The sequence below is a fragment of the Thioalkalivibrio sp. ALJ21 genome (genome assembly GCF_000378605.1).
GTDB lineage: Bacteria > Pseudomonadota > Gammaproteobacteria > Ectothiorhodospirales > Ectothiorhodospiraceae > Thioalkalivibrio.
Genome location: NZ_KB905155.1, coordinates 334,364 through 347,463, shown reverse-complemented (window position 1 = coordinate 347,463; position 13,100 = coordinate 334,364). Strand labels below are relative to the sequence as shown.

The 13,100-nt window shown below is 64.7% G+C and carries 12 protein-coding genes and 1 tRNA gene; 12 read left to right on the top strand and 1 reads right to left on the bottom strand.

The genetic code is table 11. The annotated features are described in order from the left end of the window. Nucleotides 1-9: 9 nt before the first annotated feature. Nucleotides 10-456, top strand: a complete 447-nt coding sequence (gene cynS, locus F579_RS0101655) for a cyanase (RefSeq protein ID WP_019024566.1) — start codon at nt 10-12, stop codon at nt 454-456. A gap of 63 nt (nt 457-519) precedes the next feature. On the opposite strand, the gene F579_RS0101650 is transcribed toward cynS, so the two are convergent. Then, nucleotides 520-595, bottom strand: a tRNA-Ala gene (locus F579_RS0101650). Nucleotides 596-953: 358 nt separating this feature from the next. Between F579_RS0101650 and F579_RS0101645 the strand changes: the two genes are divergently transcribed. The 11 genes from F579_RS0101645 (at nt 954) to F579_RS0101595 (ending at nt 13,093) form a co-directional block, all read left to right on the top strand. After that, a complete protein-coding gene (locus F579_RS0101645) occupies nt 954-1,757 on the top strand; it encodes a 3',5'-cyclic-nucleotide phosphodiesterase (RefSeq protein WP_038029285.1) in 804 nt (267 codons plus the stop codon). Between the two features lie 105 nt (nt 1,758-1,862). Continuing rightward, nucleotides 1,863-2,552 (top strand): phosphate regulon transcriptional regulator PhoB, encoded by a 690-nt coding sequence (gene phoB / locus F579_RS0101640; RefSeq protein ID WP_019024568.1) that lies wholly within the window; start codon nt 1,863-1,865, stop codon nt 2,550-2,552. A gap of 45 nt (nt 2,553-2,597) precedes the next feature. Continuing rightward, nucleotides 2,598-3,920: a phosphate regulon sensor histidine kinase PhoR gene (phoR, locus tag F579_RS0101635; protein ID WP_019024569.1), complete on the top strand. Its 1,323-nt coding sequence runs from the start codon at nt 2,598-2,600 to the stop codon at nt 3,918-3,920. Nucleotides 3,921-4,043: 123 nt separating this feature from the next. Continuing rightward, nucleotides 4,044-5,018, top strand: a complete 975-nt coding sequence (locus tag F579_RS0101630; RefSeq protein ID WP_019024570.1) for a PstS family phosphate ABC transporter substrate-binding protein — start codon at nt 4,044-4,046, stop codon at nt 5,016-5,018. A 208-nt stretch (nt 5,019-5,226) separates the two neighbouring features. Further along, a complete protein-coding gene (locus F579_RS0101625) occupies nt 5,227-7,497 on the top strand; it encodes an ABC transporter permease subunit (RefSeq protein WP_019024571.1) in 2,271 nt (756 codons plus the stop codon). A gap of 10 nt (nt 7,498-7,507) precedes the next feature. Continuing rightward, the gene (gene pstA / locus F579_RS0101620) at nt 7,508-9,175 is read left to right on the top strand and encodes a phosphate ABC transporter permease PstA (RefSeq protein ID WP_019024572.1); all 1,668 of its coding nucleotides are present in this window, start codon (nt 7,508-7,510) and stop codon (nt 9,173-9,175) included. Nucleotides 9,176-9,392: 217 nt separating this feature from the next. Beyond that, complete coding sequence (gene pstB, locus F579_RS0101615) at nt 9,393-10,223, top strand: phosphate ABC transporter ATP-binding protein PstB (RefSeq protein ID WP_018139120.1); 831 nt, start codon at nt 9,393-9,395, stop codon at nt 10,221-10,223. A 26-nt stretch (nt 10,224-10,249) separates the two neighbouring features. Beyond that, entirely contained in the window at nt 10,250-10,972 is a 723-nt protein-coding gene (gene phoU, locus F579_RS0101610) for a phosphate signaling complex protein PhoU (protein ID WP_012982363.1), read from the top strand. Nucleotides 10,973-11,062: 90 nt separating this feature from the next. Continuing rightward, the gene (locus F579_RS0101605; RefSeq protein ID WP_019024573.1) at nt 11,063-11,629 is read left to right on the top strand and encodes a DsrE family protein; all 567 of its coding nucleotides are present in this window, start codon (nt 11,063-11,065) and stop codon (nt 11,627-11,629) included. Nucleotides 11,630-11,690: 61 nt separating this feature from the next. Continuing rightward, a complete protein-coding gene (locus F579_RS0101600) occupies nt 11,691-12,134 on the top strand; it encodes a glutathione S-transferase N-terminal domain-containing protein (protein ID WP_019024574.1) in 444 nt (147 codons plus the stop codon). A gap of 89 nt (nt 12,135-12,223) precedes the next feature. Beyond that, nucleotides 12,224-13,093 (top strand): amidohydrolase family protein, encoded by an 870-nt coding sequence (locus tag F579_RS0101595; RefSeq protein ID WP_019024575.1) that lies wholly within the window; start codon nt 12,224-12,226, stop codon nt 13,091-13,093. The last annotated feature ends 7 nt before the right edge of the window (nt 13,094-13,100 follow it).

Genomic DNA, 13,100 nt, shown 5'->3' with positions numbered 1-13,100 from the left:
ACTAACTCGATGAGTCTCAGCAAGACCGCCATGACCACCACCATCCTCGAGGCCAAGGAGAACCGCGGTAGCACCTGGGCCGCAATCGCCGAGGCCACCGGCCTGCATGAGGTTTATGTGACCTCCGCCTGCTATGGCATGAACCACCTCGAGGCGGACCAGGCCGAGAAACTGGCGAGCTTCCTCGGCCTCGGGCCCGAGGTTGCTCAGGCGCTGCAGGCCTTCCCGCACAAGCACTGGGACAAGACCATCCCGACCGATCCGGTGATCTACCGCTTCTACGAGGCGATCAACGTGTACGGCGACACCATGAAGGCGCTAATCCACGAGAAATTCGGCGACGGAATCATGAGCGCGATCGATTTCACCATGGATATCGACAAGGTCAAGGACCCGAAGGGCGACCGCGTGAAGATCACCTGGAACGGCAAGTTCCTGCCCTACAAGAGCTGGTAGGGCACCTGCACCAAGCCGCAAACGAAAAAAGGCCTGCATTAGCAGGCCTTTTTTCTGGGAATGTGGTGGAGCGGAGGAGGATCGAACTCCCGACCTTCGCATTGCGAACGCGACGCTCTCCCAGCTGAGCTACCGCCCCAATCAAGGCGCGCATTCTAGCAACTCCCGACGAGCGCGGGAAGAGACAGACGCGCGATCTCTGCCCTGTCGCCCCTGCCCGGGCTGACCAGGCGACGTGACTGAACCCATCCCGGGTGTCAGCACGGGCCCGGAACCGGGCGGAAAACGCGATGCCTAGCACCTTTTTCAGCCGTTGCGCGACCACAGGTGCCATTTTCGTGGTGCAGGTCACGTCAGACACGCTTAGACTTGCTCTAGTCTTAACGTATGTTAGAAGTACGTCGGAAATCCGTCGTAGCTACCGTCTCTTCAAGGAGGCGTCTCTGCCGCATGGTCTGCCGAGATATTCACAATTTTCATTTGCAGTCAGATCCCGCATGAGTCTCTCTGTCCGCATATTGGGCGCTAGTGGCGGCATCGGCCCCAACCGTCGCACGACATCGATTCTGATCGACGAAGATATCCTGATCGACGCCGGCAGTGGGGTCGGCGACCTGACCTTGGACGAATTACAAAAAATCCGTCACGTATTTCTGACCCATTCGCACCTCGACCACATCGGTTTTCTGCCGATGCTCGCGGACATGGTGTATTCACCGAATGCGCCCCCCATCCAGATCCACGCGCTACCGGCCACCCTGAAGGCCCTGCGCGAGCATGTGTTCAACTGGGTCATCTGGCCCGACTTCACCTGTCTCCCGTCTCCCGAGCAACCGCTGCTGCAGTTTCGACCGATCCGGCCGGATCAGCAGGTCACCATCGGTTTGCGCGAGATCCGTACCCTGCCCGCCTTGCACACGGTACCCGCCATCGGCTACGGCGTGATGCACAGCGACGGCATGGGCTTTGCCTTCACTGGGGACACGTCGTCGTCCGAGGCCCTGTGGGCGGCCTTGAACGCGCTGCCCTACCTGGATCTGCTGATGATCGAGTCGGGGCTGCCGGACGAAATGGACGGCATGGCCGATCTCGCCAAGCATTACACCCCGCACCGCCTCGCGGATGACCTGGATGCGCTCCATCACCAGCCACGGATCGCCATCACGCACTTGAAACCCGGGCACGAACTGGCCATCCGCCACCAACTCCAGCAGTCGCGGCATGCCAGCCGTATGGTCCTGCTCGAGGGCTCCGAACGGTTCGAACTGCACGCCCAGAACAGGGCCCTCAAGGCCGGGTAGGCTCCCAGCCCCGGCGCCCGTCGGCATCGGCCCATTCCTTCGCCGTCACACAGCTGTAACATCCCTGTTATCTAATGCAGGGCATCCTGAACTCGGGAATGGGTCATGGCTGTGAAAATACTGCTGGTCGAGGATGACACCGCAATCCGCGAAATGCTCCAGCTGCCGCTGCACAAGGCCGGATACGCGGTGCGCGAGGCGGGCGATGTGCGCACAGCCAAGGCGTTGCTTCTGGAAGATCCCCCCGATCTGATCCTGCTCGACTGGATGCTGCCGGACACCAGCGGTCTCGACTGGGCGCGCACGCTGAAGGCCAGCCCGATCACCAAGGACATCCCGATCATCATGCTGACGGCCCGCGGCGAAGAAGAAGACCGCGTGCGCGGGCTGGATGTGGGTGCCGACGACTACGTGACCAAACCGTTCTCGCCACGCGAACTGGTTGCGCGCATCAAGGCGGTGCTACGGCGTACCGCGCCGATCACCAGCGAAGAGCCGGTGGAGGTCGAGGGTCTGCGCCTGGACCCGGTCTCGCACCGCGTGAGCGGGAACGGCGAGGCACTGTCGATGGGCCCGACCGAATACAACCTCCTGCACTTCTTCATGACCCACCAGGACCGCGTATTCACCCGCGGCCAGTTGCTCGATCAGGTCTGGGGCACCAATGTGTACGTCGAGGAACGCACTGTGGACGTGCATATCCGGCGCCTGCGCAAGGCGCTGGCGCTGACCGGGCATGACCACCTCGTGCAAACCGTACGCGGATCGGGGTACCGTTTCTCGCAGACTCCCTGACCGCGGCCGGCGCCGCGGCCTCCCATCACCCCACTCGGTCGTCCGATGCAATCACGCAACCCCTGGCCCGGTGTCATCGCGGGAACCCTGCTGGTCGGTGTCCCGATCGCGCTGCTCGGCTGGAGCATGGGGCAGTTCTGGGCCACGATTGCGTTCCTGCTGGGGGCGGCGCTGTTCTGGAACCTCTCGCACCTGTTGTTGCTGGAACGCTGGCTGCGTCAGGGCGGCCGCAGCGAACCACCGGATGTGCGCGGGCTTTGGGGGCTGGCCTTCGACCATCTTTACCGCCGCCGTCGGCGCCACGAACATCGCGTGCACCGGCTGCGCCAGTACCTCGAGCGCTATCGCGACTCGGCCCGGGCGATGCCGGACGCGGTCGTGGTTCTGAATGACGATCTGCGCATCGAATGGCTGAACGAGATGGCCACCCAGCTGCTGGGACTGAACTGGCCGGAGGACGAGGGCCAGCGCATTACCCACCTGCTGCGCAATCCGGCCTTCATCGCATTTATGGAGAGCGCGCGCACTACGCCGGGCAGCGTGACCACGCCCTCCCCGCTGCACGACGACCAGCAGCTGGAGTTCCGTCTGGTGCCCTATGGCGATGCGCAATTCCTGCTGCTGGCGCGGGACACCACGCACCTGCACCGGCTGGAAGTGATGCGGCGCGACTTCATTGCGAATGTTTCGCACGAACTGCGCACGCCGTTGACCGTACTCTACGGGGTGGTGGAGACGCTGGAAGACGAGCTGGCCGACCAGCCGGACAAGGCACGCTCGGTCCAGCTGCTGCGCGAGCAGTCCGAACGCATGAAGCTGCTGGTCGACGACCTGCTGACCCTCTCCCGCCTGGAGACCGGCAGCCCGCAGGGCCCGCCACAATGGGTCGACGTCGGCACGCTGCTGCAGACGCTGAAGGGCGAGGCGGACCTGCTCTCCGGCGATCAGCGCCACCGCATCGAGATTCACACCCAGGCCGGGCTCGAGTTGCGAGGCGCCGAGAACGAACTACGCTCGGCCTTCGCCAATCTGTTGTTCAATGCGATCAAGTACACCCCGGCCGGGACCCGTATCGAGGTTCGCTGGCAATCCGACCCGGACGGGGCCCGCCTGAGTGTGGTCGACGAGGGGCCGGGGATCGCCCGCCATCACCTGCACCGCCTGACCGAGCGCTTCTACCGGGTGGATGCCGGCCGTGACCAGCGCCGCGGCGGGACCGGGCTCGGACTGGCCATCGTCAAGCATGTCCTCGCGCGTCATGGCGGACACCTGGAGATCGACAGCCAGGTCGGACGCGGCACACGCTTCACCTGCCTGTTCCCCCTCTCGATCACCCGCACCAAACCCATCGAGTCAGCAAAAAACTGACGCCGTGCGATGTCACACGGCTGTCATGTCCCCGTCACAGGAGCGTCAACCCGGCTGCGCATAATCCCCCACCAAGGTCGCTTGAAGCGTCCTTGCAAGAATTCCATTCAAGGGGAGATTCCCATGTTGTTGAAGCGCAGCATTCTGGCCCTGGCCACCGCCACTGCAATGGCCGTTACGCCGTTTACCGTCTCCGCCGAAGTCGATGCCGACATCCCGGCCTACGAGGCGGTCTCCGGGATTTCCGGCAACCTGTCGAGCATCGGCTCCGACACCCTGAACAATCTGATGACGCTGTGGGCCGAGGAGTTCCAGAACTTCTACCCGAACGTCAATGTCCAGATTCAGGGCGCCGGCACCTCCACCGCGCCGCCGGCCCTGACCGAAGGCACCGCCGACTTCGGCCCGATGTCGCGCATGCCGCGCGACAGCGAGCACGCCGAGTTCGAAGAGCGCCACGGCTACGAAATGACCGCCGTCCCGGTCGCGATCGACACCATCGCGGTGTACGTAAACCGCGACAACCCGATCGAGGGCCTCACCATCGAACAGGTCGATTCGATCTTCTCGTCCACCCGCCGCTGCGGTGGGGCCGAGGACATCACCCGCTGGGGTCAAGTCGGCCTGGATGGTTCCTGGGAAAGCCGCGACATTACGCTCTACAGCCGTAACGCGGTTTCCGGCACCTATGGCTTCTTCCGCCAGCACGCCCTGTGCGACGGGGACTTCAAGGATTCGGTCAACGAACAGCCCGGCTCCGCCTCCGTGGTCCAGGGTGTTTCCGAGTCGCTGAACGGTATCGGCTACTCCGGCATCGGCTACATGACCTCGGGCGTGCGCGCTGTCCCGCTGGGCGAGAATGAGGGCGAGTACTACGAGCCGAACGCGGACAACGCCTCCTCCGGCGACTACCCGCTGGCCCGCTTCCTGTACGTGATGGTCAACAAGCACCCGGAAGACGGTCTGACCCCGCGCGCGGCCGAGTTCCTGAAGATGGTGCTGTCGAAGGAAGGCCAGGAAGTCGTGGTGCGTGACGGGTTCATCCCGCTGCCGGCCGCCGTGGCCGAACGCGAGCGCAAGAACCTCGGTCTGGAATAACCCAGGCCTCGCGCCGGCCATCTCCGGATGGCCCGAACCGGGTCCCTCGCGGGGCCCGGTTTTTTTGTGCCCGCCTCTTGCTGCCCGCCCGATCGACCCGCAATACAGCGTTCAACGGTCCGTCACATGGCTGTCACGTTTCTGTCATGAAGCGGCCGTAGCATGCCGGCCAGTTGCACCCTACACCCGCCGCATCAGGGGACCCTGAATGTCCAGCCTCTCCGCCACCTCGACGCTCGGCCGCTTCCAGCGCTGGCGTCGCACCAAGGACCGCACCGCCCGTTACACCATCGGCTTTTTCGGTGTGGCCGTGGTTGGTGCACTGACCCTGATGTTCGTGTATCTCGCCAGCGAGACACTGCCCATGTTCCAGGGCGCGACCCTGGAGCCGCGCACTGAATACGCGGCTCCAGGCGGCGCCGACACGCAGACCATCCACCTGGCGGTGAACCGCCATCGCGAGATGGCGGTGCGCCTGACCGAAGACCGACGCGCCCTCTTCTTCCGCCCCTACAGCGGCGACATCGTGAAAGAAGAGTCGCTACCGATCCCGGAGGATGTGCAGGTCACCAGCTTCAGCGCGGCCGAGCCGCGCACGCGCCTGGTGGCCGCGGGCCTGGACAACGGGCAGGTACTGGCCATCGAGTACGAATACAACGAGCGTTTCAGTCCCGAAGGCCGTCTGTACAACCCGAGCCTGGTGTACCCCCTGGGGGACGAAGACTCCGCGCTGCTGGACGTGGACGACGACGGCCGCGCGATCTCGGTGGTTGGGATACAGCGCGGCTCCAGCGGCATCCGCGTCGCAGCCGCAACGGAAGACGGCAATCTCGTTCTCGTTCGCTTCGAGGAACGCACCTCGATGATGACCGGCGAGACCGAGGTCCGACGGTCGGCCTACGACCTGCCCTCGCTCCCGGATGGCGCCACGCCGACTCGCATTCTGCTGGATATCACCGGCCGCCACATGCTGGTCGGCGACGACCAGGGGCAGCTGCATTTCTTCGACATCAACAACCCCTCACGCGCCAGCCTGGTCGACAGCAAGCGCGTGATCCGCGGCGATGATGCCGAGGTAACCTCGCTGGAGTATCTGCTGGGCACGGTATCGATTATCGTCGGGGGCTCCGACGGCACGGTCGCTCAGTACATGCTGGTACGCGACGACGACAACGTGAACCGCATCACCCGGGTGCGCGATTTCCCGTCGCATGCCGGCCCGATCCGCAACACCCAGCCGGAGTACATCCGCAAGGGCTTCCTGACCGCCGACGACCGCGGCGAGGTCAAGATCCACTACTCCACCTCGCAGCGGACCCTGATCGAACGCCAGATCACCGACCAGCCGCTGCACCGGGTGTATGTCGACCCGCGCAACCGCCTGCTGATCGGCATCGACGATCACGAGACCTGGCATCTGCAGGATCTGTCCAATCCGCACCCGGAGGTCTCCTTCCACGTGCTGTGGCAGAAGGTCTGGTACGAGGGCCGCTCCGGGGGCGACTATGTCTGGCAGTCGTCCTCGGCCACCGACGAGTTCGAGCCAAAATTCTCGCTGGTGCCGCTGACCATCGGCACCATCAAGGCCGCCTTCTACGCGATGCTGTTCGCCACCCCGCTGGCGATCATGGGGGCGATCTACAGTGCCTATTTCATGTCGCGGCGCATGCGCAGCATCACCAAGCCCTCGATCGAGCTGATGGAGGCGCTGCCGACTGTCATCCTCGGCTTCCTCGCCGGGCTGTGGCTGGCCCCCTTCATCGAGGCCAACCTGCCGGCGATCGCCAGCATCCTGATCCTGATGCCGCTGGGCATGCTGGTCGCCGCGTTTCTGTGGACACGGGCGCTGCCGGAGAGCCTGCGCAACCTCGTACCCGCTGGCTGGGAAGCCGCGATCCTGATCCCCGTGATTCTGGCCATCGGCTGGTTCTCCGTGTCCATGAGCCCGCTGATCGAGGTCTGGATGTTCAGTGGAGATGCCCGCCAGTGGCTGACCGACCAGGGCATCACCTATGACCAGCGCAATGCGCTCGTGATCGGCATCGCGATGGGCTTCGCGGTCATCCCGACCATCTACTCGATCTCCGAGGACGCGGTCTTCAACGTGCCCAAGCACCTGACCCAGGGCTCGCTGGCCCTGGGCGCCACCCCGTGGCAGACGGTGGTGCGCGTAGTGCTGCTGACCGCCAGCCCCGGGATTTTCTCGGCGGTGATGATCGGCTTCGGCCGCGCGGTGGGCGAGACCATGATTGTACTGATGGCCACCGGCAACTCGCCGGTGGTCAACTTCAACATTTTCGAGGGCATGCGCACGCTCTCCGCGAACATCGCGGTGGAGATGCCGGAGGCCGCCGTCGGCAGCACCCATTTCCGCATCCTGTTCCTGGCCGCCCTGGTCCTGTTCGCGCTGACCTTTGCGGTAAACACGGTCGCCGAGATCGTGCGCCAGCGCCTGCGCCAGAAATACAGCTCCCTTTGAGGCATAAGCGATGAATCATTGGTTCAAATCCGGCACCCCGTGGATCTGGCTGAATGCCGGAGCGGTCGCTGCCTCACTGGTGATGGTCTTCGGCCTGATCCTGATGATCGCCGTGAACGGTCTGTCCTTCTTCTGGCCCTCCGAGGTCATCGAATTCGAATACCAGACCGAGCAGGACTCCGAGCCCCGACGCGTCATGGGCGAGCTGCAGCGCTCCGAGACCATGACCGCCCAGGCCATGCGCGACGCCGGCTTCACCGTGCCGGAAGGCCAGGACATCGTGGTCCGCCACCTGATCAAGCGTGGCAACCGTGACCTCGACAGCCGCGACTTCCAGTGGTACCTGGACGACTTCATGTCCGAATGGGAACGCCCGCGCGACGTGGTGGTGCTGGAGCGTCTGCAGTGGGGCGATTTCTACGGCTACATCCGGGAATACCAAGAAGACGGCGAAACGGTCGCCGAGGGTGGCGAGGCGCGAACCGCGTTCGAGGAACGCATGCCGCAGACCCGCGAGCTGGTTCAGCAGATCGAGCGCATCGAGCGTATCGAGATCGGACGGGTGAACTTCGAGCTCGAGCGCCTGCGCATCGCCCAGCGCGGCGTGGAGCGTGCCGAAGAGCTGTCGCTGGAAGAACGCGGCCAGCGCCAGGAGGAACTGGACGCCGAACGCGAGGAACTCGACGCCCGCTACGCCGAACTCGAGGCCGAACGCAACGCCCTGCGTGACGAATTGGGCCGCTTTGCGATCGTGCTGGAGACCGCCGACGGGGAACACGCGACGATCCCGCTCTCGCGCATCGTGAACGCCTGGTGGCCAAACGACATGAGCGTGCCGGCCAAGTTACGCCACTATGTCGTCGCCTTCTGGGACTTCATGACCGGCTACCCGCGCGAGGCGAACACCGAGGGCGGCATCCTGCCGGCGATCTTCGGCACCGTGCTGATGGTTATCCTGATGTCCATCGTGGTGACCCCGTTCGGCGTGCTCGCCGCGATCTACCTGCGCGAATACGCGAAGCAGGGACCGCTGGTGCGCACCATCCGCATCTCCGTCAACAACCTCGCCGGGGTCCCGTCGATCGTGTTCGGTGTGTTCGGGCTTGGGTTCTTCGTCTACCTGATTGGCGGCAACATCGACCAGATCTTCTTCCGCGACGCCCTGCCCTCGCCAACCTTCGGCTCGCCCGCGATTATCTGGGCCTCGTTGACGCTCGCGCTGCTGACGCTGCCCGTTGTGATCGTCTCCACCGAGGAAGGCCTGACCCGGATCGGCGCCAGCATCCGTCACGGCTCGCTGGCACTGGGCGCGACCAAGGCCGAGACCCTGTGGCGCCTGATCGTGCCGCTGTCGGCCCCGGCGATGATGACCGGGCTGATCCTGGCGGTGGCGCGTGCCGCGGGCGAGGTGGCGCCGCTGATGCTGGTCGGCGTGGTCAAGCTGGCGCCGACCCTGCCGCTGGATGGCAACTTCCCCTATCTGCACCTGGACCGTGCGTTCATGCACCTGGGCTTCCATATCTTCGACGTCGGCTTCCAGAGCCCGAACGTCGAGGCCGGCCGCCCGCTGGTCTACGCCACCGCCCTGGTGCTGGTGATGCTGATCATCGTGCTCAACCTGACCGCGATCTCGATCCGCAACTACCTGCGCGAGAAATACCGCGCCGACAGCGATTGAGTTGCCCGATGCACAACGCCTCCCGCAAACACCGTCATTGCGAGGCCCCGAAGGGGCCGCGGCAACCTCCCGACGCAACCCCGACGCCTGCCCGGGGTCGCGTCGGGGCCGACCCACGGAGATCGCCACGCGCCTGCGGCGCTCGCGATGACGGTGCTTTTCCGAACCGTCGCGAGGACGGGATGCGTCGAACCCTGTTTCCCATGGAGTACCCGAGATGAGTGACACCGCTACCCACGCCGTCAACGTGACGCAAGGCGACCGACCCGACCGCGGCCTGCGGCTCTCCAGCGAGGAGATCTGCCTAACCGCCGAGGACCTGAAGCTGTTCTATGGCGAGGATCAGGCCCTTAAGGGCATCGACATCCAGATCCCGAAGAACCGGATCACGGCGTTCATCGGCCCCTCCGGCTGCGGGAAATCGACGTTCCTGCGCTGCTTCAACCGCATGAACGACCTGATCGATGCCGCCCGCATCGAGGGGACGATCCGGCTCGACGGCGACGACATCTACGAAAAGGCCGTGGACGTGCCGGAGCTGCGCCGCCGCGTCGGCATGGTGTTCCAGAAGCCCAACCCGTTCCCGAAGTCCATCTACGAGAACGTGGCCTACGGCCTGCGGCTGCAGGGCGTCAAGAATCGCCGACGCCTGGACGAGGTGGTGGAAAAGTCGCTCAAGCGTGCCGCGCTGTGGGACGAGGTCAAGGATCGCCTGCACGAGAACGCCTTTGGCCTGTCCGGCGGTCAGCAGCAGCGTCTGGTGATCGCCCGTGCGATAGCGATCGACCCCGAGGTCCTGCTGCTGGACGAGCCCTGCTCCGCGCTCGACCCGCTGGCCACGCTTAAGATCGAGGAGCTGATGATCGAGCTGAAGAAGGACTACACGCTGGTCATCGTCACCCACAACATGCAACAGGCCGCGCGCGTGTCCGACTACACCGCCTTTATGTACATGGGCGAGCTGATCGAATACGCCGACACCGACACCCTGTTCACCTCGCCTGCCAAGAAGCAGACCGAGGATTACATCACCGGCCGCTTCGGTTAGGCCATTTCGGATCAGGAGTCCGGATCATGGACAAGAGCTTTTTCAAGCAGCACATCTCCCAGCAGTTCAATGCCGAGCTGGAGGACATCATCAAAAAGGTGATGACCATGGGCGGCCTGGTCGAGCAGCAGCTCGGCGATGCGGTGACCGCGATGGTCGAGGGCGACACCGCACTGGCGGAAACCGTGATGACCTCCGACTACAAGGTCAACGCGCTCGAGGTCGAGATCGACGAGGAATGCACCCACATCCTCGCCCGTCGCCAGCCCACGGCCTCCGACCTGCGTCTGGTGATCGCGGTGATCAAGACCATCACCGACCTGGAACGCATGGGCGACGAGGCCGAGCGTGTGGGCCGCATGGGCTTGCAACTGCTGGACTCCGACCGCCGCGAGGCACCGATGGACGAGATCGCGAAGATGGGCCAGCTCGTGCGCGAGATGACGCGCGGCGTGCTCGATGCGTTCGCGCGCATGGACACCGAGCAGGCGGTGCGAGTCGCACAGCAGGACATCCAGATCGACAGCCTCTACGAGGCCATCACGCACAAGCTGATGAAACAGATGACCGCCTCCCCCGATGCGGTGCCACGCCTGATGGATATCGTCTGGGCGACCCGCTCGCTGGAGCGTATCGGTGACCGCGCGCGCAATATCTGCGAGTACGTGGTGTATTTCGTAAAGGGCAAGAACGTCCGCCACACCAGTTACGACCAGATGGCAGCCGAGGCCACGGGGGATCGTCACTAGGAAGGCGACAAACCCGGCCGAGTAGACAACCACCCGGCGATCAGGCTCAAAATAGGGCTCAGCACATTCATGCCCGGACCCTGCGACCCGATGCCGCGTTTCATCTCGACGTTGTTTGCCCTGGCCGGCCTGACCCTGTTCGCGGCGGTTGGAGGCGTGTGGGCGGCGGATGACGTCGAAGAGGCCGCACCCTCTTTCGAGGTGGAGGCACTGCTCGAGAAGGACGAACTCCCCGATGGCGTCGCATTCGAGATTGTCGAGAATGACCGCGCGGCCCTGAGCGCGCTGCTGCCCGAGATCCAAGCGAATATCCGAGTGCTGCGCCAGCGCGCCCCGGACCTGCCGATCGCGGTCGTCACCCACGGGGCGGAGCAGTTCACCCTCACACGCGCCCAGGCCGCGGCACATGGCTCGCTCCACGCCGAGATCGAGTCACTGGTGATGGATGACGGCGTCAACGTCGTGGTCTGCGGGACCTTTGCCGGCTGGCGCAATCTCGAACCCGACGCCTTCCCCGAGCATGTCGAGGTGGCCACGGCCGCACCGGACCGGCTGGAGGAGCTGAAGGCAGCAGGCTACACCGTGATCCGCCTGCGCCCGTCGCTGCTGGACGCCCCCGCGGAAGACCCCTGGGAGTTCGACTTCGGCCAGCCCTGACGTGCGCACGCCCGATGCGGGCTCTGTCACCCACCGGCGGGCTTGTGGCATCCTTTCGCGCATGCGATTTCTGATCCGATGGTTTTTTCGCGGCGTACGCCTGATCCTCACCCCATTCATGCTGATTGGCGAGCGTCTGTCGCGACCGCGCGGCATCGAGCGCGACCCCGCCGACCAGGCCCGCGTTGACGAACAGACGCGCCACCTCGCGCTGTATCATTTCCCGGCCTGCCCGTTCTGCATCCGCGCCCGCCGTACCATGCAGCGGCTGTCGCTGGACATCGAGTTGCGCAATGCCCAGGCGGCCGGCCCGCACCGCGAGGAGCTGCAGACCGAGGGCGGCAAGCTGCAAGTGCCCTGCCTGCGCATTGAGGAGCCGGACGGCCAGGTACGCTGGCTGTACGAGTCGGATGCGATCGGCGAATACCTGCGCGAGCGCTTCGACCCGAACCGTCCGGACGGACGCTCCGGAGATGCCGCGGTGTCCGGGGACTCCCGCGCCTGACAACGACGCCAGAAGGACAGACCACCAACGCGAGGCCTGGCGGCACAACGCGGTATAAAATGGGGTCCCATACCCGAGGAACCCGCTGGATGGCTGCCCTGAACCGCTCTCGAAGACTGCCCCGTCTGTTCATTCTTCCGGCCGCGGCCCTGCTGTTCGGCTCGCTGCTTGGTGGAGCCACCGCCCAGGCACTTGACCCCCTGTTCGATGCCCACCTGCACTACCGTGACCGGCAGATGGAACACTTCCCGCCAGAGGCTGTTGCACGCACGCTCGAAGAGAATTCGATTCAGTCCGCGATCATCATGGCCCCGCGCTCGAAACTGATCGAAGCGCTGGAACCGGAGGTAGGTGCGCGCATCGTCCCGTTTCTCGAGATCTCCCAGCGTCTGGGGCGCAAGATGGACTGGATGTACGAGGACGGCCTGCGGGAGCAGGTCGAGGCCATCCTCGACCGAAGCCAGGTCCAGTGGCGCGGGATCGGGGAGCTGCATATACAGGCCGACGATCGCTTCGCCCGCGGCTTCGAGGACCTGCTGGCACTGGCAGTCGAGCGGGATCTGTGGATCGTGATCCATGGCGATCCGGCCGTGATCGACCATGCCTACGCCGTCCAGCCCGAGGTACGCATCCTCTGGGCGCACGCCGGTTCCTATGCCTACCCGCCCCTGGTTCGTGACTACCTGGACCGGCACCCGAACATGGTCATGGATGTCTCCATGCGCAACCCGCGCATCAATCCCGGCGGCATCATCGACGCCGACTGGTTCGAGCTGTTCCTCGACTATCCGGACCGGTTCCTGATCGGCAATGACACCTTCAGCCTCGCCCGCTGGGAGCACTTTACCGTGCTGAAGGACAGCACCCGGGCCTGGCTCCAGCAGCTGCCACCCAACGTACAGCGCATGATTGCCCGGGAGAACGGCGAGCGCCTGTTTCCACCCGCCGAGAGCCAGTAAGCCGGCC